Source organism: Shewanella khirikhana, assembly GCF_003957745.1.
GTDB classification, from domain to species: domain Bacteria; phylum Pseudomonadota; class Gammaproteobacteria; order Enterobacterales; family Shewanellaceae; genus Shewanella; species Shewanella khirikhana.
On sequence record NZ_CP020373.1, the window covers coordinates 3,381,373 to 3,404,044 of the forward strand.

Here is a 22,672-nt window from a genome sequence, read left to right on the forward strand (position 1 = left end):
ATGAGCCCTCGATTTTTTGCCCGGTTACCCGGGCCTGTGCGCAATCCATAAAAACCGGAAAACAACGGGCAATAAAAATGATCAATACACGCTTGCTTTCCTTAGGAATTTTACTGTTTACCGCCAAGGCTCAGGCGCTGGTGCCGCCCCAATATCAGGAACCCGCCACCGGCCTGACCGCCGAAGTTGAGGCCGGACTGCAGCTCAACACAGGTAACACCGAATCCAGCAGTTTCAATGGCCGCACCAAGCTGGTGTACGACACCCAAAAAGCGCGTCAGGAAGCCTTGCTGAAAGCCTACTTCGCTTCAGACTCTGAAAAAACCACCGCCGAGAAGTACGACGCCCAGTTTCAGTCGAACTTTAAAGTCGATTCCGGCTACTTTTATGGCCGAGGCGAAGGTACCTGGGACGAGTTTGGCTCCTACACCCGACTGTACACAGGTTCAGTGGGTTATGGTTTTGATGTCATCAGCAGCTACAGCACCAAGCTCAAACTCGAAATCGGTCCCGGTTATCAATACAGCCTGCCAAAGGCGACCGACTCAGAGCCGGACCCATCAGCCAATACCGATGTGATTTTGCGTACCGCCGCCAAGTTCGAGCAGCGCATCCACGAGTACAGCAGCTTCACCGCCGACCTTACCGCCGAAGCGGGCCAAAATAACAGTGCCGTGACTCTGGATATGGGCTACAAGAATATCCTGTTTCAGGATCTGGCCTTTAAGGTGGGGATGAACATCAAGTACACCGAAGTGGTACCGGATGGCACAGAGCAGGTCGATACAGTCACTACCTTTAACCTGCTTTATACCTTCCAGTAAGTGGCTTAGTGATAAATGTAGCCAATAAAAAAGGATTGCCGCGGCAATCCTTTTTTATTGATGCATACCTTTCTGCGCCAGGGTTAACCCAAACGCTGACGCACGGCCTCAAACAAGCAGATACCGGTTGCCACCGACACGTTCAGGCTAGATACGCTGCCCGCCATCGGAATGGAGATCAGGGTGTCGCAGCCTTCACGGCTAAGGCGTCTTAGCCCCTTTCCTTCGGCGCCCATGGCAATCGCCAATGGCCCCTTAAGGTTGGCCTCATACAGGGTCGAGTCGGACTCACCGGCGGTACCGGCAATCCATACGCCGCGCTCCTGAATGCGCTTCATGGTACGCGCAAGGTTGGTCACCTGAAACAGAGGCACGGTTTCAGCCGCGCCGCAGGCCACTTTACTCACTGTTGGCGTTAAACCGGCGGAGTTATCCTTGGGCACTATCACTCCATGCACGCCAGCCGCATCAGCATTACGCAGACACGCGCCGAGGTTGTGAGGGTCTGTCACGCCATCGAGAATGAGCAGAAACGGGGTTTCTGTGTTATCCAGCAGCGACTCCAGATCGTTTTCAGTCAGCACCTTGGCCGGACGCACCCTAATGATGATGCCCTGATGCTGAGTGCTCTCGGCTTTATCATCCAGCGTCTTGCGGGAAGCCTGCTGCGGTTTTACCCCCCAGCTTTGGGCTATTTCCAGCAGCGGCAGCACCCGCTCGTCCTGGCGACCAGTCATCAGCCACAGCTCCAGCACCCGTTCAGGGGCATGTTTCAGCACAGACTCGACCGCGTGGATACCGAACACCAATTCCTGTTTTTTCATTTATTTCTTTCTCTTGACTCGCTTGGCGGCCTTGGGTTTACGCTCGGTCGCCTTTTTGGATTTGTTACCGTCTCTAGCCTTGGCATCGCGTTTCTTGCCATCAGTACCGCCGAGTTTGCCGCCAGCCAATTGGCTGCGCACGCTGCCACCTTTGCCCGGCTTGTCTTTGCCACTGCTGCCACCTTCGAGATTGGCGCGGTCACGGGCTGTCATCGGCTTCTTGCCCGGTTTTTTACGACCAGGACGCTCGCCTTCCATCTGCAAATCAATTTGTCTGTCATCCAGATTGACCGCCGCCACTTTCACGGCAACCGGATCGCCAATCTGGTAGATTTGCCCGGAGTTTTCGCCAATCAGGCGCTGACGCTGGGGATCGTACTGGAAATAGTCACTGCCGAGGCTGGAGATATGCACCAGACCATCGATAAACAGCTCATCCAGACGCACAAACAAACCAAAGCTGGTGACAGAGGCAATCACACCGCTGAAACTGTCACCCACATGGTCCTGCATAAACTCGCACTTAAGCCAGTCGGATACATCACGGGTCGCCTCATCGGCGCGGCGCTCGGTATTGGAGCACTCTTCACCAAGGAGATCCAGCTCTTCAATCTGATAGTGATAGCCACCGTCGGCGGTCCACTTCTCACTGGCTTCGCCCTGCTCTTTGGCAAGCAGGTAACGAATAACCCGGTGCAATACCAGATCGGGATAACGACGAATGGGCGAGGTGAAGTGGCTGTAAGCTTCAAGCGCCAAACCAAAGTGGCCTTCGTTATCCGGGGTGTATATAGCCTGACGCATGGAGCGCAGCAACATCACCTGAATAAGCTCGGCATCGGGGCGCCCCTCCACCTTGGCCATCAGCGCCTGATAGTCCGCTGGCTCAGGCTCGAGGCCGCCACCCATGGTAAGGCCTCGCTCGGCAAGGAAGTCCCTGAACTGGGTCAGCTTCTGCTCGGACGGCTTTTCGTGCACCCGGTACAGCACTTCACCCTTGTTTTTAATCACAAACTTGGCCGCGGCCACGTTGGCGAGGATCATGCATTCTTCAATGATCTTGTGGGCCTGATTACGGCCACGGGGCACAATGCGGTCAATCTTGCGCTGCTCATTAAAGATAAACTGGGTTTCCAGGGTCTCAAAGGCGATGGCGCCGCGCTCAGCGCGCTGCTCATCCAGGCACAGATACAGCTCTTGCAGCACCTTAAGGTGCGGGAACAAGGCCTTGTGCTCGTCTTTCACCTCGCCGCCTTCCAGCATGGCCGCCACCTGGGTGTAGGTGAAGCGGGCGTGGGAGTGCATGACAGCCGGATAAAACTTATAACCCGACAGGGCGCCCTTGGCGGAGATGGTCATTTCGGCCACCATACACAGGCGGTCAACACCCGGGTTCAGCGAGCACAGGCCGTTGGAGAGTTTCTCCGGCAGCATGGGGATCACCTGCGACGGGAAGTACACCGAGTTGCCACGGGCGCGGGCTTCTTTATCCAACGCCGAGTTGGTGCGCACATAGTGGCTCACATCGGCAATCGCCACCCACAGACGCCAGCCGCCACCGCGTTTACGCTCGGCAAACACAGCATCGTCAAAGTCGCGGGCATCTTCGCCGTCAATGGTCACCAGCGGCAGTTCACGCAAATCGACTCTGCCTTCCTTGTCTTCGTCGGTGACGTAGTCAGGGATGCGGCGCAGCTTTTTCTCAATCACGGATGACCACTGGTGCGGCAGGTCGTAGTTGCGCAGCGCAATTTCGATTTCCATGCCAGGCGCCATTTGCTTGCCCAGCACTTCGGTTACCTTGCCACCGGCACGCACGTAACGGCCCGGACGACGGGTCAGCTCAATCACCACCACATCGCCATGGCGGGCACCATTCTTGTCTTCATTGGCAATCAGGATTTCGTGGGGGATGCGCTTGTCATCGGCCACCACAAAGGCCATGCCTGAATCGACATAGAAACGGCCAACCAGGGGCGCGCTGCGCTCAGAGAGCAGCCTGACGATACGGGCGTCGCGGCGACCACGGCGATCGACACCGGCTTTTTGCGCCAGTACCTTGTCACCGTGGAAATAGAGCTGCATGTCGCGCTCGTTGATAAAGAGGTCGTCGCCGCCGTTGTCCGGGCGGAAGAAGCCGAAGCCATCTCTGTGGCCCAGCACAGTGCCCGACATCAAATCCATACGCTCCGGCAGGCCGTAGCACTGGCCGCGGGTAAACACCAGCTCGCCATCTCGCTCCATGGCGCGCAGTCGGCGGCGCAGGGCTTCCAGGCGTTCTTCATCGTGGATTTTCAGAGCCTCGGCGATGCGGTCGCGGGGCTGGGGGGCGGTTTGAGACCTCAAATACTCGAGGATAAATTCCCGGCTGGGAATGGGGTTGTCGTACTTTTCCTGTTCGCGCTCAAAATGCGGATCGTTAATCATTCAATTTCCATTGTTCATCCGGCCCTTGCCGGATATCAGTAATTCCACAGATGCTCGCCCCGGGCTCTGGCCACGGCACTGGCGGGCATTTTGGACTCCAGCTTTTGCAGCAGTTGCCAGGCTTGGTCCTTGGTCTTTTGATCGTTAAAGACCTCGTTGTACAGCCAATGATAGGCCATCTCATAATCCCTGGGGCTGCCAAAGCCCTCGTTGTACAGGCGCACCAGCATCATGCGCGCCGTTTGGTCGCCGTTGGCGGCGGCGGGGTACAGATACTGTACCGAGCGGTGCTTGTTCTTAAGCACATACTTGCCATCTTCATAATAGCGGGCCACTTGCACCATGGCCTCAGTGCTGCCCTGGGCAGCAGAGTCTTTCAATAATTGCATGCCGCGGGGCACGTCTTTTTTAATGCAGGTACCGTGGATAAACATCTCGCCCCACAAAAACTGATACAGGGGCTGTTTAAGCACTTCGGCACGGGCTTCGATATCCTGCACCAACTGGCAGTCATCCTGTTTGACCTGTACCAGATGCCGCTGCTCGCGAATGAGCGTCAGCAGTTGCTCCTGGGTGTATACATCCACCGCCTCAGCCGCCAGCAAACTGGGGGAGAGTACAAACATCAGGGCTGAGATTACACGCAACATAGCAAATTCCGGTGACTGGTTGATGACCAACTCATCGGCAGTATAACCCAAATCTTGAGCCTGACAGCAAAGCTACAGGTATGAAAAAGGCCGCTTACGCGGCCTTCTTTACATCAGTTGAACGGGCTGACCCGAATAAAGGTCTCGTTCCGGTCCGGACCGGTAGAGATGATGTCGATTGGAGTCTCCAAAATCTCTTCGATACGCTTGATGTAGTTTACGGCCGCCTGTGGCAGCTGATCCATGGAGGTCACACCAAAGGTGTTCTCGCTCCAGCCTGGCAGACTTTCATAAACTGGGGTAACCAGTTCATAGCCTTCGGCTGCCAGCGGAGTCACTGTAGTAACAGAGCCATCTGGCTGCTGATAACCCACACAGATCTTCACTTCTTCCAGGCCATCCAGTACGTCCAACTTGGTCAGACAGATACCGGTCAGGCTGTTGATCTGGATTGCGCGCTTCATGGCTACGGCATCGAGCCAACCTGGACGACGCTTACGACCAGTGGTAGCACCAAACTCGTGGCCCTTGGTGCCCAGATGGTCACCGATTTCGCACTCGAGTTCAGTTGGGAAAGGACCTGCACCCACGCGAGTGGTGTACGCCTTCATGATACCCAGCACATAGTCGAGGTGACATGGGCCAAAACCGCTGCCTGTGGCAACGCCACCGGCGGTGGTGTTGGACGAAGTCACGAACGGATAAGTACCGTGGTCGATGTCCAGCAATGTGCCCTGAGCACCTTCAAACAGAATGTTGTCGCCGGCCTTGCGGGCCTGATCCAGCAGTTCGGTCACGTCAACACACATGGACTTGAGGTAATCAGCCAGTGCCAGTGCATCGTCGAGGGTCGTCTGGTAATCAACGGCTTCGGCGCCATAGTACTCAGTCAACATGAAGTTGTGATACTTCATGACTTCTTTGAGTTTCTCAGCGAAAAGCTCGGCATTGAACAGATCACCCACGCGCAGACCGCGACGGGATACCTTGTCCTCGTAGGCAGGACCAATACCACGACCGGTGGTACCGATAGCCTTATTGCCACGCGCCTTTTCACGGGCGATATCCACTGCACAGTGGAATGGCAGGATAAGCGGACAAGCCTCAGAGATCAGCAGGCGATCTTCTACGGGTACGCCACGCTCTTTGAGCATGCTGATTTCTTTCATCAGCGCGTCTGGAGCCAGCACAACACCGTTACCGATAATGCATTTCACATTATCGCGCAGTATGCCTGAGGGGATCAGATGGAGAACGGTTTTAACACCATCGATTACCAGAGTGTGACCAGCGTTGTGGCCGCCCTGATAACGAACTACGTATTTTGCCTGTTCAGTGAGAAGGTCGACAATCTTACCTTTTCCCTCGTCACCCCATTGGGTGCCGAGAACAACTACGTTTTTGCCCATTGTTTGCTGCAAGGTTGCGGTTAAAGCAGAATTTTAGCAGATTTCAGGGGGGGATGGGCAAGAAATTTATGAAAAAATAATCAATCGTTGCTGCGAACACTGCGGGAAAAACAGCGAGCTCCATCACTAAAGGCATTGATTCAGCTGGATTATCCGGCATTCATACTGGCGCACTGCCGACTTTTTAGCACAACGTATAACATCAGCCGCATCTGGTGCCTTTTTACAATCCCGTTACTTTAACTTGGGCAAAACACGCTGGTTTCAGCAGTGTTAACTGGCGTAAATAACCGATAGATAATAAAAAACCCGGCCAAGGCCGGGTTTTTTGCAGACTCGAAGCGAAAATTAACGCTTGGAGAACTGTGGTCTACGACGTGCTTTGCGCAGACCGACTTTCTTACGCTCAACCTGACGGGCATCACGGGTAACGAAACCAGCGGCACGCAGAGTAGGACGCAGAGACTCGTCCAGCTCCATCAGAGCGCGGGTGATACCGTGACGGATGGCACCGGCTTGACCAGTGATACCACCGCCCTTAACAGTCACATAGATGTCCAGCTTTTCAGTCATTTCAACCAGCTCGAGTGGCTGACGAACAACCATACGAGCAGTCTCACGACCGAAGTAAACATCCAGAGGACGCTTGTTAACGATGATGTTACCGCTGCCTACTTTAGCGAATACGCGAGCGGTAGAAGTTTTGCGACGGCCAGTGCCGTAGTACTGAGTAGCAGCCATTTACTTAATCCCGTTTAGATATCAAGAACTTGAGGTTGTTGTGCAGCGTGGTTGTGCTCGGCGCCAGCGTATACTTTCAGCTTGCGGAACATAGCACGACCCAGCGGGCCTTTTGGCAACATACCCTTGACTGCTTTCTCGATGATCATTTCTGGCTTGTGAGCCTGCAGCTTTTCAAAGTTGATTTCTTTGATGCCGCCTGGGAAACCAGAGTGAGAGTAGTACATCTTGCCTGCAGCTTTGTTGCCAGTCACGGTCACTTTCTCGGCGTTGATAACGATGATGTAGTCACCGGTGTCAACGTGAGGAGTGTACTCAGGCTTGTGCTTACCGCGCAGACGGCGAGCAATTTCAGTAGCGATGCGACCCAGAGTCTTACCTTCGGCGTCAACAACGTACCAGTCACGAGATACAGTTTCTGGCTTGGCAGTAAAAGTCTTCATTATTACAAAAACCCAAAGTTAAATTCTGTCACACATGTTATCCGACCCCGGATAACACATTTGCCTTTTCCAGTACCCCTTCGAGTAGGGAAATCGGCTCTGATTTCCGCCTCTTCGGCGGAGGTAACGTGGGCAGGTCGCGAATTATATCCAAGACTGGGTTAAAAATCACCTGCTTTTTCAACCCAAAATTAAAAAAGATCGCGAGGATCTGCTCGGCAGGGTTCACACTGTAAAGGATCGCACCGGGCGAGGCTGACCGGTCAGTTTCTGCGCAGTTCGCTTATGACCAAACTCAAATGCGCCTGACTCAAAAGCTTGGCAGCAACCCCAATCAGGGCAAGTGCTCCAGCGCCAGGTAATCCCGCGACTGCATTTCAATCAAGCGTGAGCGGCAGCGGCGGAACTCAAAACTGAGCAGCCCTTCGGTATAAATGTCTTCCAGGGCGACCTCGGCGGAGATAATCAGCTTCACATGGCGCTCATAAAACTCATCCACCAACGCCAGGAAACGGCGGGCAATGTCATCGCCGGTTTGCTGAGCGCCCATCTGCTCAACACCGGATAGCAGCACCGTATGATACAGCTGCGCCAGCTCCATATAGTCACGCTGACTGCGGGGGCCATCACACAGCGCCCTGAAATCGGCCAGCAGCACACCCTGCGCCTGTTTGCGAATGCTGAGGTGACGACCTTCCACTTCGATAGGCTCTGACTGCACCTCGGACTCGGGCGTCAACTGGTCGAAGTACTTAAGCAGGTTAGTATCGGCAGCCTCATCCAACGGGAAGTGGTAAATCTCCGCCTGCTCCAGCGTGCGCAGTCGATAGTCGATACCTGAGTCCACATTGAGCACATCGCAATGCTGATTGAGCAGCGCAATAGCCGGCAGGAAACGCGCCCGCTGCAGCCCGTTGCGATACAAATCATCGGGAATGATGTTTGAGGTGGCAACCAGTACCACGCCCTCATCAAACAGCGCCTCAAACAGGGTGCCGAGCAGCATGGCGTCGGTAATGTCGGAGACAAAGAACTCATCGAAGCAAATCACCCGCACCTTGGCGGCCATCTCTTTGGCAATCACCAGCAAAGGATCGCGGGTTCCCTTCAAGCGATCGAGATCCAGATGCACCTGATGCATAAAGCGGTGGAAGTGAGCCCGCATCTTGCGCTCAAAGGGCAGCGCCTCGTAGAAGGTATCCATCAGATAGGTTTTACCACGCCCTACCCCGCCCCACAGATACAAGCCTTTCACGTAAGGCTTTTTGGTTGCCATACCAAAGCGACTGCCCAACCGGCCCAGCAAGCTGCTGCTGGTTTCACTGGCAATCAGGGCGTCGTACACCCCTTGCAGTGCTTTAACCGCGGCTTCCTGCGCCACGTCGTGGGAAAAGCCTTCTTTTAACAGATCCTGTTGATAATGCTGCCAGGGGGTCAGATGGGACACTTGATTTCTTCTCTGGGGACCATATATGAAATTGAATGAATGTTAACATGTCGGGCACAGCAAGGTAATAGCCGCCACCCCCGACAATGGTCGCCTGACGGCTCTATCGAGAGAGCAGATGAAAGGCGTATTAACCTTTGTTAATAGTGACGAACTTTGTTGTTACACCCGGGTCGGAAGGGTTATACAAGTGCCAACTGTCACTTTGAAACCGATCCCCGAATTGGAGCAATGACTAAGATGAAAGCAAAACTCTCTCTCGTATCCGCCGCTATTTTAGGTGCCACCCTGACCTTGGGCACCCTGCCTGCTTATGCCTCGCTGCCAATGGCGGTTGATGGCCAGCAGTTGCCGAGCCTGGCGCCCATGCTGGAAAAAACCACCCCTGCGGTGGTCTCGGTTGCAGTGTCCGGCACCCATGTATCCAAGCAGCGGGTTCCTGACGTGTTCCGCTATTTCTTTGGCCCCAACGCCCCCCAGGAGCAAGTGCGTGAACGTCCTTTCCGCGGCTTGGGTTCAGGGGTGATTATCGATGCCGACAAGGGCTATATCGTCACCAACAACCACGTGATTGATGGCGCCGATACCATTCAGATTGGTCTGCTCGATGGCCGTGAATTTGAAGCCAAACTGATTGGCAGCGACAGCGAGTCTGATATTGCGCTGCTGCAAATCAAGGCCGACAAGCTGACTGAGATTAAGTCGGCCGACTCAGATGCCATCCACGTGGGTGACTTCGCAGTGGCCATTGGTAACCCTTTCGGTCTGGGCCAAACCGTTACCTCGGGCATAGTGTCGGCACTGGGCCGCAGCGGCCTGGGTATCGAGATGCTGGAAAACTTTATTCAAACCGACGCCGCCATTAACAGCGGTAACTCAGGTGGTGCGCTGGTGAACCTGCGCGGTGAACTTATCGGTATCAACACCGCTATTGTCGCACCGGGCGGTGGCAACGTGGGGATTGGCTTCGCCATCCCGGCCAACATGATGCATTCGCTGGTTGACCAAATTATTGAACATGGCGAAGTGCGCCGCGGCGTGCTGGGTATTTCCGGCCGAGAGCTCGACAGCAAGCTTGCCGAAGGCTTTGGTCTGGATTCACAGCACGGCGCCTTCGTGAACGAAGTCATGCCAGACAGTGCCGCCGACGATGCAGGCATCAAGGCCGGTGACATCATCGTCAGCGTGAACGATCGCAAAATCAAAAGCTTCCAGGAACTGCGTGCCAAAATCGGTACCCTGGGTGCCGGTGCCAAGGTTGAGCTGGGCCTTATCCGCGACGGTAAAGAGAAAACCGTTAAGGTGACCCTGGGCGAAGCCTCAGAGCAAACCGCTGCCGCCGATGAGCTGCATCCTCAGCTGGCAGGAGCCAAGCTCGAGTCCAGCTCCAGCGGCGTGGAAATCACTGACATCGCTGAGGGCTCTCCAGCCGCACTGAGCGGCCTGCGTAAAGGCGACATCATCGTGGGCGTGAACCGCACTCCGGTGAAAGATCTCAAAGCACTGAAAGAGCAGCTCAAGGAGCAGGACGGTGCCGCCGCCCTGAAAGTCATGCGCGGCAAGAGCATGCGCTACCTGGTATTGCGTTAATTCAGGCCCCTCAATAAGCCCAGCCCAGTGCTGGGCTTATTGTTTTTAAACGTGTTAATCTAGTTACACTTTTTACAAACAGCCACGCCTCCATCCATGAAAAACGCCCTTCTTTATGTCGGTAAAGCCGTGATGTTCGGTCTGGTGATGGCCGCCGTCTTCCTGCTGGCCCAAAACTATTTGGGCAACGACCATGGCAAGCTGTTCAGCAGCCACGGCAACAGCGGCAGCGAACTCTCCTTTGCCCATGCCGTTCGCCGCGCCGCACCCGCGGTCGCCAATATCTACAACATCAGTATCGATCAACGTCAGCCGCTGACCAGCCAGGCCCTGCAAGGTCTGGGTTCCGGGGTCATCATGGACGAAGAAGGCTACATACTGACCAACTACCACGTTATTAAAAAGGCCGATCAAATTGTGATCACCCTGCAGGATGGTCGTCGCTTTCAGGCCGAAGTGGTGGGCTCAGATCCTGAAACCGATTTGAGCGTGCTGAAAATTGAAGGCGACAAGCTGCCTGTAGCGCCGCTGAACTTAAGCTCACTGCCACAGGTGGGCGATGTGGTGCTCGCTATTGGTAACCCCTATAACCTCGGGCAAACCATCACTCAGGGCATCATCAGTGCCACCGGCCGCAATGGTTTAAGCTCTGGCTATCAGGACTTTTTGCAAACCGATGCCGCCATTAACGCCGGGAACTCAGGTGGCGCCCTTATCGACACCAATGGCGATCTGATTGGGATCAACACAGCCGCGTTCCAGATTGGCGGCGAAGGTGGTGGTCATGGCATCAACTTCGCCATTCCCATTCGCCTTGCCTACTCCATCATGGGCAAACTGATTGATAATGGCAGGGTTATTCGTGGTGCACTGGGGATTTCGGGTGAAGCATTGACGCCCTTCCTGGCGCAGCTGCTGAATCTGCAGGATGTGACTGGCGTGCTGGTGACCGGGATAGACCGCAACGGTCCTGCGGCAGCTGCCAAGCTGTTGCCAAGGGATGTGATCATCGCCTACGCCGGCGAGAATGTGATAAGCGCCGAGATGCTGATGGACCGGATTGCCGAAACCAAACCCGGCTCAGAAGTGGAAATGACCATTATCCGCCAGGGCAAGCCGCAAAAGGTTATGGTAGTGATTGGCGAGAAGGTGTCGCAGTACAACTGATAAACTGCCGCAGCAGACGCGCTGTAAGCAAAACAAAAATGCCCGGCAAGTCCGGGCATTTGTTTGTTCAGTGCTCATAAAGGGTGAATTCACACTGACGATATTGGTACAACATGGATTTACAGTGCTGGGGCTCAGCTTTTATCCGTGGGGCTAGCCACATCGACCAGACGCACCCAAAACGCCATTTCCAAACACACACCCAGCGCCAGCAGCACCATGGATGGCATTTTGGCTCCGGCGAGATAACTGGCCAATGCGGCCATTAACAACAGCGCCGGCACCGCCCACCTTGCGATTTTCATCATATCCCTGACTCCGACTATCAAACTAAATCAATCAACCTTCCCACAACCATCCTATAACAAAAAAAACCGCCGGTCAAGGCGGTTTTCATTGCGAAAACATGAAGTTTACTTCATTCGGATGACCTGACCGCCGAGGCCCTTAAACTTATTTTCTATATGTTCATAGCCACGGTCGAGGTGGTAAATACGGTCAACCACAGTGGTGCCGTCGGCCATCAGACCGGCGATCACCAGACTGGCCGAAGCGCGCAGATCCGTTGCCATCACCTGAGCACCACTCAAACGCTCCACCCCGTGCACAATGCAGGTGTGACCTTCAAGCTCCATGTTCGCGCCCATACGCATCAGCTCAGGCACGTGCATAAAACGGTTCTCGAAGATGGTTTCAGTGATGGTGCCTGTGCCTTCAGCCAAACAGTTAAGCACACAAAACTGCGCCTGCATGTCGGTCGGGAACGCTGGATAGGGCGCGGTCTTGATATTGACCGCTTTCGGGCGCTGGCCCTTCATATCAAGCTCAATCCAATCGTCACCGGTGCGGATATCGGCGCCGGCGTCTTCCAGCTTGGCCAAAACGGCTTCCAGAGACGAAGGATCGGCATTGTCACAGCGGATGCTGCCACGGGTAACAGCAGCAGCCACCAGGAAGGTGCCGGTTTCGATACGGTCGGGCATTACCCGGTAATCACAGCCGCGCAGACGCTCAACGCCGGTGATTTTCAAAGTGGCAGTGCCAATACCGCTGATTTGAGCACCCATGGCAACCAGACAGTTGGCCAGGTCAATCACCTCAGGTTCGCGGGCGGCGTTTTCAATCACGGTCACGCCGTCGGCAAGCGCCGCTGCCATCAGCAGGTTTTCAGTCGCGCCCACGCTGACCATATCCATAAAGATATGTGCGCCTTTCAAGCGGCCATCCACCCGAGCCTTGATATAACCTTCTTTCACTTCGATTTTGGCGCCCATCTGCTCCAGACCATGCAGGTGCAGGTTCACAGGACGGGCACCGATGGCACAGCCACCGGGCAGGGACACATCGGCTTTACCAAAACGGGCAAGCAGCGGCCCGAGGATCAAAATCGAGGCCCGCATGGTTTTCACCAGATCGTAAGGGGCAACGAAGTGATCGATATTGGCGGTGTTGATGGCAATGCGATCGCCATCCTGAGTCACTTCAGCGCCAAGACAGCGCAGCAGCTTACAGCTGGTATCCACGTCGCGCAGGCTGGGTACGTTGGTCAGTACAAATTCGGATTCGGCCAACACCCCCGCCATCAAAATAGGCAGGGCGGCGTTTTTGGCTCCGGAAATAACAACACGTCCGGCAAGGGATCCGCCGGACTGAATAGCGAGTTTATCCACGGCGTTTCTCTTTAGAGTGACATATTGAAGACTTTTTCCCGCTTCCACTGAGTGGGGGTAAAAGTCTTGATAGACAGGGCGTGCAGGGCACCGCTGGTGATCTGCTCCATCAGAGGGGCATAAATGGCCTGTTGTTGCTTGATACGGCTCATGCCATCGAAGCATTCGCCAACGGCGATAACCTGATAATGGCTGCCATCTGTGGTGACATGTACTTCGTCGAGACCCAAAGCCTGGGTCAAAATTTCTTCAATCTGTTTGCAATCCATGAATGAACTGAACCTTAGTTGCGCTAGGCTTCTTCCACGAAGAAGGCTTCCAAATCGTACAGGGCGATCAGTTTAGCAAGCTGAGCGGAAGGTGACACCAACTGCAGCTTCTGGCCCCGGTTTTGGGCACGTTGCCACAATTCCAGCAAAAATGCGATACCGGCGCTGTCACTATAGGACAGTTGCCGCAAATCCAACCGGGTTGCCCCGGCGGGGATCAGCTCGTTGAGCCTGGGCCAGAGGTCGCGCACGACCCCATGGTCCAATCGCCCTGACACCTCACAGCGGTCAGCATTCAGGGTCAGACTGATCAATTTGCGGCCGCCTTGGTAGCGCGGCTCACCGGCGTGTTGGCCTTATCGTTGAGCATGGTAATCACATGCTCAATGCCTTTCTGGCGGATAAGACCTGTGATTTCTGACTGCTTGGATTGCAGCAAACTCACGCCCTCGGCCACCAAATCAAAGGCCTTCCAGGTGTCGTCTTTAAGGCGACGGGCCTTGAACAGCAGCTTAATGGGTGGACGGCCGTTTTCAATGATGCGAACGTTCACATCGACGATCTTTTCGTCGGTAAACTTGGCGCCCGGTGCGTACTCCACCGTTTGATTGGTGTACTCGGTAAAGGCCTGGGCGTAGGTAGTCACCAGATACGCCTCGAAGGCATCCACAAAGCGGTTGCGTTCATCTTCCGAGGTATCACGCAGATACTGGCCCAGCACCTTGTAAGAGGCGTAACGGTAGTCGATATAGGGCATCAACTCTTCGCGCACAATCACCTTGAGGTGGTTGGCATCGGCATCGATAAGCGCCTTATCAGCGTGAAAACGCTTGAAGGTTTTGTCGGCCACAACCTGGATCATCTCGTACGGATTGGTGCCATCCACAGGTTCGGCCTTGGCGGCCACTGCGGCAAAACAAAATACGCTTAATATCAGTGCAATGACTGTTCTGAACATCATGATTCTCCTGTTACTCCTTGGAACCCATGCTGTAGAGGAACTGCCCGATCAGGTCTTCCAGTACCAGAGCCGATTTGGTGTCGGCGATCCTGTCCCCATCTTTCAGCATGGCAATATCATCATCAACAAACCCCGGGGTTAAGCCGAGAAACTGCTCTCCAAGCAGGCCCGAGGTCAAAATCGACAGGCTGCTGGTGTCCGGAAAATTGCGGTAACGGCCATCCATCGACAGGGTTACCACGGCTACCAGACGCTCGGGATCCAGCTCGATATGGCTGACCCGGCCGACTACCACGCCGCCCACTTTCACCGGCGAGCGAACCTTGAGTCCACCCACGTTGGAGAAGCGTGCGTACAGGGTGTAATTGCTTTTACCCGCCTGCACATCGACGTTGGCTACTTTGAAAACCAACACCAGAAAGGCGGCTATCCCGGCAAGCAGGAAGAGCCCCACCCAAATCTCAACTTTCCGTGACAACATGCTAAAGTTTCACTCCTTGCAATTAGCTGAACGCCGGGTGTTACCCGAACATGAGGGCGGTCAGCAGAAAATCCAATGCCAGTACGGCAAGACTCGACTGCACAACGGTTGAGGTTGTGGCCTTGCTGATCCCTTCAGGATTGGGCACAACTTCATAACCGCGGTACAGGGCAATCCAGGTCACCACCAGGGCAAACACCAGGCTCTTAATCAAACAGTTTACTATGTCCTGACGCCACTCAACGGACGCCTGCAGAATCGACCAGAAGGCGCCATTGTCGATGCCTTTCCACTCAACCCCCACAATATGACCGCCCCAGATCCCAACGGCAGTAAACATCAGTGCCAGCAGCGGCATGCTGATCACACCAGCCCAGAACCGCGGCGCAATAATCTGTCGCAGCGGATCCACCGCCATCATCTCGAGGCTCGAAAGCTGCTCGGTACTTTTCATCAAACCGATTTCGGCGGTCAGCGCTGAACCTGCGCGGCCGGCAAACAGCAGCGCAGTGACCACGGGGCCAAGTTCCCGCAGCAAACTCAAGGCCACCATGGGACCCAGGCTTTCTTCGGTGCCGAAGTCCACCAAAATGGTGTAACCCTGCAGCGCCAATACCATGCCGATAAAGAGGCCTGAAACCAAAATGATCAGCAGCGACTGCACCCCAACCACATAGAGCTGCTTTACCAGCAGCGGCAGACCTTTGGCCGGCCGGGGCATCGCCACTACCGCGCCCCAGAGCATCAATCCTGCCCGGCCCATGCCGGACACCTGATTTATGGCGCCGCGCCCCAGGCGCGCAACTGCATCAATCAACGCCACCACAAAGCTCCTTCATATAATCTGCTGCCGGATAATGAAACGGCACAGGTCCATCGGGTTCACCACCAATAAACTGCCTCAGCTGCGGATTATCCGATGCCTTGAGTTCAGCCGGTGAGCCCTGGGCAATAATACGTTTATCCGCAATCACATACACATAGTCGGCGATACCAAGCACCTCGCCCACATCGTGGGAAACCACCACAGAGGTGAGACTGAGCGCATCGGACAATTCGCGGATAAGCTTTACCAGCACCCCCATAGAAATCGGGTCCTGACCGGCAAAGGGCTCATCGTACATCACCATTTCAGGCTCAAGCGCAATCGCCCGCGCCAGTGCAGCCCGGCGCTGCATACCGCCGGAAAGCTCGCTCGGCATCATCTGCGCTGCGCCGCGCAGGCCCACGGCTTCAAGCTTCATCAGCACAATGCGGCGAATAATGGCTTCATCCAACCCAGAGTGTTCACGCAGGGCAAAAGCCACGTTGTCGAATACGTTCATGTCGGTAAACAAGGCACCGCTCTGGAACAACATGCTCATACGTTTACGCAGGGCAAACAGTTCACTGCGGCTGATTTGATGGATATTGATACCATCAAACAGCACTTCGCCGCGGTCAGGCAATAACTGCCCGGCCATCAGCTTAAGCAATGTGGTTTTACCAATACCGCTCGGCCCCATGATGGCGGTCACCTTGCCACGGGGAATGCTCAGACTGATATCGTCATAAATGATGCGCTCACCGCGGCTGAAACCCAGATTGCGGATTTCCACCAAGGTGTCGACCTCGTGATTCATGATGGTTCCCTGATGTCTATGAAGTGATATTCGGCCATCCTGGCGCGCAACGGAAGAGGGGCAAATTGTACGGAATTGCCCTGATTGCGACAACCGCTTACACACTTCCCGCCCCGAATACTTTCAATTTGCCTGATTTCCAGCGAAAATGCGCCTTGGTATTCATGGATTTTGTCAATAAATGTTACTCAACGTGTTTATGCTTGTTGCAGGCTTGGCGGTACTGGTTTGGAGTGCTGACAAGTTTGTTTACGGCGCTGCCGCCTTCGCCCGTAATCTGGGTCTGCCCCCTATGCTGATTGGCCTGACTATCGTGGCCATGGGAAGTTCCGCCCCCGAAATGTTTGTTGCAGCCACCGCCTCTATGGACGGCATGCGCGACACCGCCGTGGGCAACGTGCTTGGCTCCAACGTCGCCAACATCACTCTGATTTTGGGTGTGACCGCCATGATAGGCGCCATTGCCGTCAGCTCGCAGACGCTGAAGCGGGAAATCCCGATGATGCTGGCTGCCACCGCACTGGCCGGTTATTTCCTCCATGACGGCGTGCTTGACCGTAACGAAGGCATTATTCTTGCCGTGGCCTTTTTTGCACTGATGGCCTATCTCATCTGGCACGCGCTGACCAACAAGGACCCGGATCCCCTTGCCGAGGAAGCCGATGAAGAAATTCCCCGTGATGTTCCTACCTCCAAGGCCTTGATTTGGCTGGTAGTGGGCATAATATTGCTGCCATTATCCGCCGATTGGATGGTGGACGGCGCCGTGGGCATTGCCAAGTATTATGGGCTGTCGGATCTGGTGATAGGCTTGACCATCATCGCCGTCGGCACCAGCCTGCCTGAGCTTGCGGCCTGTGTGGCCAGCGCGCTCAAGAAGGAAGACGACTTGGCCATAGGTAATATCGTCGGCTCCAACATGTTCAATATTCTGGCGGTGCTGGCACTGCCCGGACTCATCGCCCCCGGCGTAGTCGACGCCCAGGCCGTGACCCGCGACTTTTACATGGTGATGGCCACCAGTGTCGCGCTGGCCTTATTTGTGCTGATGAGCGGCAAAGACCGGGAACTCAAGCGCTGGCACGGCGCCATCTTCCTGGCAATTTTTATTGGTTATCAGTACGTGCTGTTCCAGGCACACTGATCCCTGGCCTGTCGGCTTGCGGCCGGCACAGACAGAGAGACAGATATGGTAGACAGAACGCAACTGCGCCAATGGGGCAGTAAGGTTATCGATGTAGAAAAGGCGGCCCTGGACAACCTGTACCAGTTTGTCGACAGCGACGCCTTTGCCGATGCCTGCGAGCTTATCCTCAACTGCACCGGCAAGGTGATTGTGATGGGCATGGGCAAGTCGGGCCACATTGGCAATAAGATTTCCGCCACCCTGGCCAGTACCGGCACCCCGGCCTTTTTTGTTCACCCGGGTGAAGCCAGCCATGGCGACCTTGGCGTGCTCAGCGAAAACGACATAGTGCTGGCCATTTCCAACTCAGGTGAGTCAGATGAAATCCTTACCCTGATGCCCGTTATGAAGCGTCGCAGCATTCCGGTTATCGCCATGACCGGCAAACCCGGCTCTACCATGGCCAAACACGCCAAGCTGCATCTGTGTATCCAGGTGCCGGAAGAGGCCTGTCCGCTCGGGCTCGCGCCCACATCCAGCACCACCGCCACCCTGGTGATGGGCGATGCCCTGGCCGTTGCGCTGCTGCAAGCCAAAGGCTTTACCAAGGATGATTTTGCCATGTCGCACCCAGGTGGCGCCCTGGGCCGCAAGCTGCTGCTGCATGTCAGCGATGTGATGCATCGCGGCGACGAGCTGCCTTTGGTACGCGACAATATCTGCATCACTGACGCCCTGTATGAGATCTCCAAAAAAGGTCTCGGCATGACCGCCATTGTCGATGCCGATGGCGCCTTGGTGGGCATTTTCACCGACGGCGATCTGCGCCGGGTGATTGATGCGCAAATCAATCTGCGCCAAACCAGCATTGCCGATGTGATGACCCGCAACTGCATCACCATCCCCGACAGCATTCTGGCTGCCGAGGCGCTGCAATTGATGGACGAGAAAAACATCAACGGCCTTATCGTGATTGACAGCCAACGCCGCCCGGTCGGTGCGCTCAATATGCTCGATATGGTCAAGGCGGGGGTTATCTGATGCGTGAAGGACTCTACGGCCCCATTGCCGAGGATATCTGGCACAAGGCAAGCCAAATCAAACTGCTGATTTGCGACGTGGACGGCGTCTTTTCCGACGGCCGCATTTACCTGGGCAATCAGGGCGAAGAGCTGAAAGCCTTCCACACCCGCGACGGCTATGGCGTTAAGGCGCTGCAGGGCGCCGGCATTGCGGTGGCGGTGATCACCGGCCGCAACTCCACCATAGTGCAAAACCGCATGACAGCGCTGGGTGTAAAACACATCTATCAGGGTATCGACGATAAATTTGTGCCCTACAAAGAGCTGCTGAGCCTGTATAACGTCAGCCCGGCCGAAGTGGCTTATATCGGCGATGACATGGTCGATCTGCCGGTGATGAAAGCCGTAGGCCTTGGGGTTTGTGTGGCCGATGGCCATCCATTTGTGGCCAGCAATGCCGACATGCTGACTTATCTGCCGGGCGGCCGCGGCGCCCTGCGCGAGCTTGCCGACCTGCTGCTGATGAGCCAGGACAAGTTCGACTCAGCCCACGGGATGAGCGTATGAACCGGGTGACCCTGGCCATTATCCTGCTGTTTGGTACGGCGCTGGCGCTGTATTGGCAGGTGCAAAGCAAAAAGGCAAGCCAGCCCCAGCCTACAGCTACGGTGCAAAAGCCCGATTATGTGGCCACCGACCTTCGCAGTATCAGCTACGACAGCGAAGGCAAACTCGAAAGCCGGGTGAGCGCTTCCTACATGGAGCACTTCGAAGGCAATGCCCAGACCCTGTTCACCCAACCGGTGTACACCTTGTTTCCACAAGATGGTAAAGGCGAGTGGCGTCTCAGTGCCAAAATCGGCAGACTGGACAAAGCAAGCGACAGAGTCATGCTGGAGCAGGACGTGCTGATTGAAGCTATCAGTTTCAACGAGCCACTGCAGCAGCTCAATACCAGTTATCTGGAACTGGATCTCAAGACCATGATCCTGACTTCCGAACAAGAGATTTTAATCAGCGGCAATAACTTCCATATGAGTGGCGTCGGCCTGCATGCCGACCTCAATGCGCAGGAAGTGAAGCTTTTAAGCAAGATTAAGGGAACCTATGAACCTCAATAAGTCGCTTCTTTTGGTGCTGCTGTGTACCTGCAGCGCCCTGGCGCAGGCCAACACCAAATTCGATTTAACTCAGGAAGTGAAAATCGCGGCAGCCAACAGCTACGCCGATTTGAAAAACAAACGCATCGTCTACGAAGGCCCGGTAACCCTGACCCAGGGCAGTTTGGTGCTCAAAGCCGACGAACTCAGCTCCTACACAGATGAGAAGACCGGCAAGCGGATCCTGCTCGCCAAGGGCAAGCCAGCCACCTACAGCCAGCAGGTGGAAGATGGCCGCACAGTGCAGGCCAGCGCCAACGAAATCAGCTACAACATCGACAGCCGCATCATGGGCCTCAAGGGCAGCGCCGAAGTCGAGCAGGATGGCAGTAAGGTCAGCGCCGACTCCATCGTCTACGACATCGAAAAGCAGCAGCTCAGCTCGCAAAGCAGCGGTAAAAAAGACGATCAGGTGATCACCATCATCAAACCTGAGAACTACCAGCAGGAACTGCAGGACAAAGGCAAGCAAGACCAGCCTCAACCCCAGAAAGAGAAGCAGCAATGACGGCACTGACCCTGAAGGCCAGCAACCTCGCCAAGAGTTACAAGAACCGTCAGGTGGTAAAAGATGTCAGCCTCACGGTGAATACCGGTCAGGTGGTTGGCCTGCTCGGCCCCAACGGTGCCGGTAAAACCACCACCTTCTACATGGTGGTGGGTCTGGTACAGAGCGACAAGGGCAGTATTCACATCAATGACGATGACCTGACCCTCGACCCCATGCACCTGCGAGCCCGCAAAGGCATTGGCTACCTGCCCCAGGAAGCCAGCATCTTCCGTAAGCTATCGGTGCGCGACAACATCATGGCCGTGCTGCAGATGCGTAAAGAACTCAGCAGCGATGAGCGTGAAGAGCTGCTCGAGCAGCTGCTGGAAGAGTTCCACATCACCCACATCCGCGACAACGCCGGTATGTCACTCTCAGGCGGTGAGCGTCGCCGGGTGGAAATTGCCCGCGCACTGGCCGCCAATCCACGCTTTATCCTGTTGGATGAACCCTTTGCCGGGGTAGACCCCATCTCGGTTATCGATATCAAAAAGATTATCGAACAGCTGAAAAACCGCGGCCTTGGGGTACTGATTACCGACCACAACGTGCGTGAAACCCTGGATGTGTGTGAAAAAGCCTACATCGTCAGCCACGGCAGCCTGATTGCCGAAGGCACACCTGCCGAGATCCTGGACAATCAGCAAGTGCGTGCAGTGTACTTGGGTGAGCAATTCAGGCTATAGTTAAACAACAAAGCCTACCGTCTCATATCCGGTAAATCAGGGTGGCTATTGGCCGAAGAACCTGATAGATAAAAGCTTTCTACCTGAATTATTTAGTGAAGGATCCGCAGTACGATGAAAGCGTCGCTCCAGCTCAAACTGGGACAACAACTCACCATGACGCCACAGTTGCAGCAGGCCATTCGTCTGCTTCAACTCTCCTCGCTTGAACTGCAACAGGAAATTCAACAAGCCCTCGACGCCAATCCGCTGCTGGAAATGGACGACGATCGCCTCGATGGCGATCAGTACGATGCCGATGGCGGCGACAAAGACTTCGACGACAAATTCGATGAAGGCTCAGTATCAGCCAGCGCAGGAGATTCCGCTTCGGTAGAAACCTCCGAAGCCGTGACTCAGGAATCCATGCCGGATGAACTGCCCATGGACACTACCTGGGATGAAGTCTTCACCGCCGCTCCGGTTGCCGGCCCCGGCATCAGTCGCGACGACGACATGCCGTTTCAGGGCGAAACCAGCGAAGGCCTGTACGAACACCTCGAATGGCAGAAAAATCTCACCCCTTTTTCGGATACCGATTTGGCCATTGCCACCGCTATCATTGATGCCATTGACGAAAAGGGCTATCTGACCCAAAGCCTGGATGAAATCCTTGAGGCGGTGGGCGATGAAGAGGTTGAGCTGGACGAAGTCGAGGCTGTGCTCAAGCGCATTCAACACTTCGATCCCATTGGTGTTGCAGCGAGGGATTTGGCCGAGTGCCTGCTGATCCAGCTGGGGCAATTTGCCGCCGATACGCCGCATCTGGATAACGCTAAGCTGCTTATCCGTGAGCATCTGGACCTGATTGCCAACCGCGACTTCCGCACCCTGATGCGTAAAACCCGCCTCAAGGAAGAAGAGCTCAGAGACGCCATAGTGCTGATCCAGAGTCTGAATCCCCGTCCGGGCGAAAACGTCACCAGCACCAAGGAAGAGTACGTGATCCCTGACGTGTCGGTGAGCAAAAAGAATGGTCGCTGGGTGGTGGAGCTGAACCCGGATTGCATGCCTAAACTGAGTGTGAATCAGCAGTATGCTGCACTGGCACGCACCAGTCGCAATCAGTCAGATAGCCAGTTTATCCGCGGCCATCTGCAAGAGGCCAAGTGGTTTATCAAGAGTCTGGAGAGCCGCAACGACACCCTGCTCAAGGTGGCCAACTGCATAGTGCAATTCCAGCAGGGCTTTTTTGAGTACGGTGAAGAAGCCATGAAACCCATGGTGCTCAACGATATCGCCGAGGCGGTGGAAATGCATGAATCCACCATCTCCAGGGTCACCACTCAAAAGTACATGCATACCCCGCGGGGTATCTTTGAACTGAAATACTTTTTCTCCAGCCATGTCGGAACCGAAGATGGCGGAGAGTGCTCTTCTACTGCAATCCGCGCCTTTATCAAGAAACTGGTTGCAGCGGAAAACCAGAAGAAGCCGTTAAGCGACAGCAAGATGGCAGAACTTCTGGCGGAACAAGGAATCAACGTTGCCCGACGCACCATCGCCAAATACCGAGAGGCGATGCTGATACCACCGTCGAATCAGCGTAAGAGTTTGTAACCCA

25 protein-coding genes are annotated in these 22,672 nt (G+C 55.1%); 10 read left to right on the top strand and 15 right to left on the bottom strand.

Features of this window, described 5'->3' with window-relative positions:
- Nucleotides 1-77 precede the first annotated feature (77 nt).
- The gene (locus tag STH12_RS14825; RefSeq protein ID WP_126168251.1) at nt 78-824 is read left to right on the top strand and encodes a DUF481 domain-containing protein; all 747 of its coding nucleotides are present in this window, start codon (nt 78-80) and stop codon (nt 822-824) included.
- A gap of 83 nt (nt 825-907) precedes the next feature.
- Here STH12_RS14825 and rlmB read toward each other — a convergent pair whose 3' ends face one another.
- The 7 genes from rlmB to zapE all read right to left on the bottom strand — a co-directional run bounded on the left by rlmB (nt 908) and on the right by zapE (nt 8,765).
- A complete protein-coding gene (gene rlmB, locus STH12_RS14830) occupies nt 908-1,648 on the bottom strand; it encodes a 23S rRNA (guanosine(2251)-2'-O)-methyltransferase RlmB (RefSeq protein ID WP_126168252.1) in 741 nt (246 codons plus the stop codon).
- Nucleotides 1,649-4,075, bottom strand: coding sequence for a ribonuclease R (gene rnr / locus STH12_RS14835; RefSeq protein WP_126168253.1), 2,427 nt, complete (start codon nt 4,073-4,075; stop codon nt 1,649-1,651).
- 35 nt (nt 4,076-4,110) lie between these two features.
- A complete protein-coding gene (locus STH12_RS14840; RefSeq protein WP_126168254.1) occupies nt 4,111-4,725 on the bottom strand; it encodes a tetratricopeptide repeat protein in 615 nt (204 codons plus the stop codon).
- A 113-nt stretch (nt 4,726-4,838) separates the two neighbouring features.
- A complete protein-coding gene (locus STH12_RS14845; RefSeq protein ID WP_126168255.1) occupies nt 4,839-6,134 on the bottom strand; it encodes an adenylosuccinate synthase in 1,296 nt (431 codons plus the stop codon).
- Nucleotides 6,135-6,482: 348 nt separating this feature from the next.
- Nucleotides 6,483-6,875: a 30S ribosomal protein S9 gene (gene rpsI, locus STH12_RS14850; RefSeq protein ID WP_011761177.1), complete on the bottom strand. Its 393-nt coding sequence runs from the start codon at nt 6,873-6,875 to the stop codon at nt 6,483-6,485.
- Nucleotides 6,876-6,889: 14 nt separating this feature from the next.
- On the bottom strand, nt 6,890-7,318 hold the full coding sequence (gene rplM / locus STH12_RS14855; protein ID WP_126168256.1) for a 50S ribosomal protein L13: 429 nt from the start codon (nt 7,316-7,318) through the stop codon (nt 6,890-6,892).
- A 334-nt stretch (nt 7,319-7,652) separates the two neighbouring features.
- Nucleotides 7,653-8,765 carry a cell division protein ZapE gene (gene zapE, locus STH12_RS14860; RefSeq protein ID WP_126168257.1) on the bottom strand — a complete coding sequence of 371 codons (1,113 nt, stop codon included), beginning with the start codon at nt 8,763-8,765 and terminating at the stop codon, nt 7,653-7,655.
- A 240-nt stretch (nt 8,766-9,005) separates the two neighbouring features.
- On the opposite strand from zapE, the gene STH12_RS14865 reads away from it, so the two are divergent.
- Nucleotides 9,006-10,355, top strand: a complete 1,350-nt coding sequence (locus tag STH12_RS14865; protein WP_126168258.1) for a DegQ family serine endoprotease — start codon at nt 9,006-9,008, stop codon at nt 10,353-10,355.
- A 96-nt stretch (nt 10,356-10,451) separates the two neighbouring features.
- A complete protein-coding gene (gene degS / locus STH12_RS14870) occupies nt 10,452-11,522 on the top strand; it encodes an outer membrane-stress sensor serine endopeptidase DegS (RefSeq protein ID WP_126168259.1) in 1,071 nt (356 codons plus the stop codon).
- Between the two features lie 134 nt (nt 11,523-11,656).
- On the opposite strand, the gene STH12_RS21455 is transcribed toward degS, so the two are convergent.
- The 8 genes from STH12_RS21455 to mlaF form a co-directional block, all read right to left on the bottom strand.
- Nucleotides 11,657-11,830, bottom strand: a complete 174-nt coding sequence (locus STH12_RS21455; protein WP_164551221.1) for a hypothetical protein — start codon at nt 11,828-11,830, stop codon at nt 11,657-11,659.
- A gap of 105 nt (nt 11,831-11,935) precedes the next feature.
- Nucleotides 11,936-13,192, bottom strand: a complete 1,257-nt coding sequence (murA, locus tag STH12_RS14875) for a UDP-N-acetylglucosamine 1-carboxyvinyltransferase (protein WP_126168260.1) — start codon at nt 13,190-13,192, stop codon at nt 11,936-11,938.
- 11 nt (nt 13,193-13,203) lie between these two features.
- Nucleotides 13,204-13,461 carry a BolA family protein gene (locus STH12_RS14880; RefSeq protein WP_126168261.1) on the bottom strand — a complete coding sequence of 86 codons (258 nt, stop codon included), beginning with the start codon at nt 13,459-13,461 and terminating at the stop codon, nt 13,204-13,206.
- 23 nt (nt 13,462-13,484) lie between these two features.
- Nucleotides 13,485-13,775 carry an STAS domain-containing protein gene (locus STH12_RS14885; protein WP_126168262.1) on the bottom strand — a complete coding sequence of 97 codons (291 nt, stop codon included), beginning with the start codon at nt 13,773-13,775 and terminating at the stop codon, nt 13,485-13,487.
- The gene (locus tag STH12_RS14890; RefSeq protein ID WP_126169547.1) at nt 13,772-14,419 is read right to left on the bottom strand and encodes an MlaC/ttg2D family ABC transporter substrate-binding protein; all 648 of its coding nucleotides are present in this window, start codon (nt 14,417-14,419) and stop codon (nt 13,772-13,774) included. Before STH12_RS14890 ends, STH12_RS14885 begins: the two co-directional genes overlap by 4 nt.
- A 13-nt stretch (nt 14,420-14,432) precedes the next feature.
- Nucleotides 14,433-14,903, bottom strand: coding sequence for an outer membrane lipid asymmetry maintenance protein MlaD (mlaD, locus tag STH12_RS14895; protein ID WP_126168263.1), 471 nt, complete (start codon nt 14,901-14,903; stop codon nt 14,433-14,435).
- A gap of 40 nt (nt 14,904-14,943) precedes the next feature.
- The gene (gene mlaE, locus STH12_RS14900) at nt 14,944-15,666 is read right to left on the bottom strand and encodes a lipid asymmetry maintenance ABC transporter permease subunit MlaE (RefSeq protein ID WP_418856625.1); all 723 of its coding nucleotides are present in this window, start codon (nt 15,664-15,666) and stop codon (nt 14,944-14,946) included.
- A 46-nt stretch (nt 15,667-15,712) separates the two neighbouring features.
- Complete coding sequence (gene mlaF, locus STH12_RS14905) at nt 15,713-16,525, bottom strand: phospholipid ABC transporter ATP-binding protein MlaF (RefSeq protein ID WP_126168265.1); 813 nt, start codon at nt 16,523-16,525, stop codon at nt 15,713-15,715.
- A 181-nt stretch (nt 16,526-16,706) separates the two neighbouring features.
- On the opposite strand from mlaF, the gene STH12_RS14910 reads away from it, so the two are divergent.
- The 7 genes from STH12_RS14910 to STH12_RS14940 all read left to right on the top strand — a co-directional run bounded on the left by STH12_RS14910 (nt 16,707) and on the right by STH12_RS14940 (nt 22,668).
- The gene (locus STH12_RS14910) at nt 16,707-17,669 is read left to right on the top strand and encodes a calcium/sodium antiporter (RefSeq protein WP_126168266.1); all 963 of its coding nucleotides are present in this window, start codon (nt 16,707-16,709) and stop codon (nt 17,667-17,669) included.
- A gap of 45 nt (nt 17,670-17,714) precedes the next feature.
- Entirely contained in the window at nt 17,715-18,692 is a 978-nt protein-coding gene (locus STH12_RS14915; RefSeq protein ID WP_126168267.1) for a KpsF/GutQ family sugar-phosphate isomerase, read from the top strand.
- Nucleotides 18,692-19,240, top strand: a complete 549-nt coding sequence (kdsC, locus tag STH12_RS14920; RefSeq protein ID WP_126168268.1) for a 3-deoxy-manno-octulosonate-8-phosphatase KdsC — start codon at nt 18,692-18,694, stop codon at nt 19,238-19,240. Before STH12_RS14915 ends, kdsC begins: the two co-directional genes overlap by 1 nt.
- The gene (gene lptC, locus STH12_RS14925) at nt 19,237-19,794 is read left to right on the top strand and encodes an LPS export ABC transporter periplasmic protein LptC (RefSeq protein WP_126168269.1); all 558 of its coding nucleotides are present in this window, start codon (nt 19,237-19,239) and stop codon (nt 19,792-19,794) included. The genes kdsC and lptC overlap by 4 nt, the downstream gene beginning before the upstream one ends.
- Nucleotides 19,781-20,341 carry a lipopolysaccharide transport periplasmic protein LptA gene (lptA, locus tag STH12_RS14930; protein WP_126168270.1) on the top strand — a complete coding sequence of 187 codons (561 nt, stop codon included), beginning with the start codon at nt 19,781-19,783 and terminating at the stop codon, nt 20,339-20,341. Before lptC ends, lptA begins: the two co-directional genes overlap by 14 nt.
- Nucleotides 20,338-21,069: an LPS export ABC transporter ATP-binding protein gene (gene lptB, locus STH12_RS14935; protein ID WP_126168271.1), complete on the top strand. Its 732-nt coding sequence runs from the start codon at nt 20,338-20,340 to the stop codon at nt 21,067-21,069. Before lptA ends, lptB begins: the two co-directional genes overlap by 4 nt.
- Nucleotides 21,070-21,183: 114 nt before the next feature.
- On the top strand, nt 21,184-22,668 hold the full coding sequence (locus STH12_RS14940; RefSeq protein WP_126168272.1) for an RNA polymerase factor sigma-54: 1,485 nt from the start codon (nt 21,184-21,186) through the stop codon (nt 22,666-22,668).
- Nucleotides 22,669-22,672 lie beyond the last annotated feature (4 nt).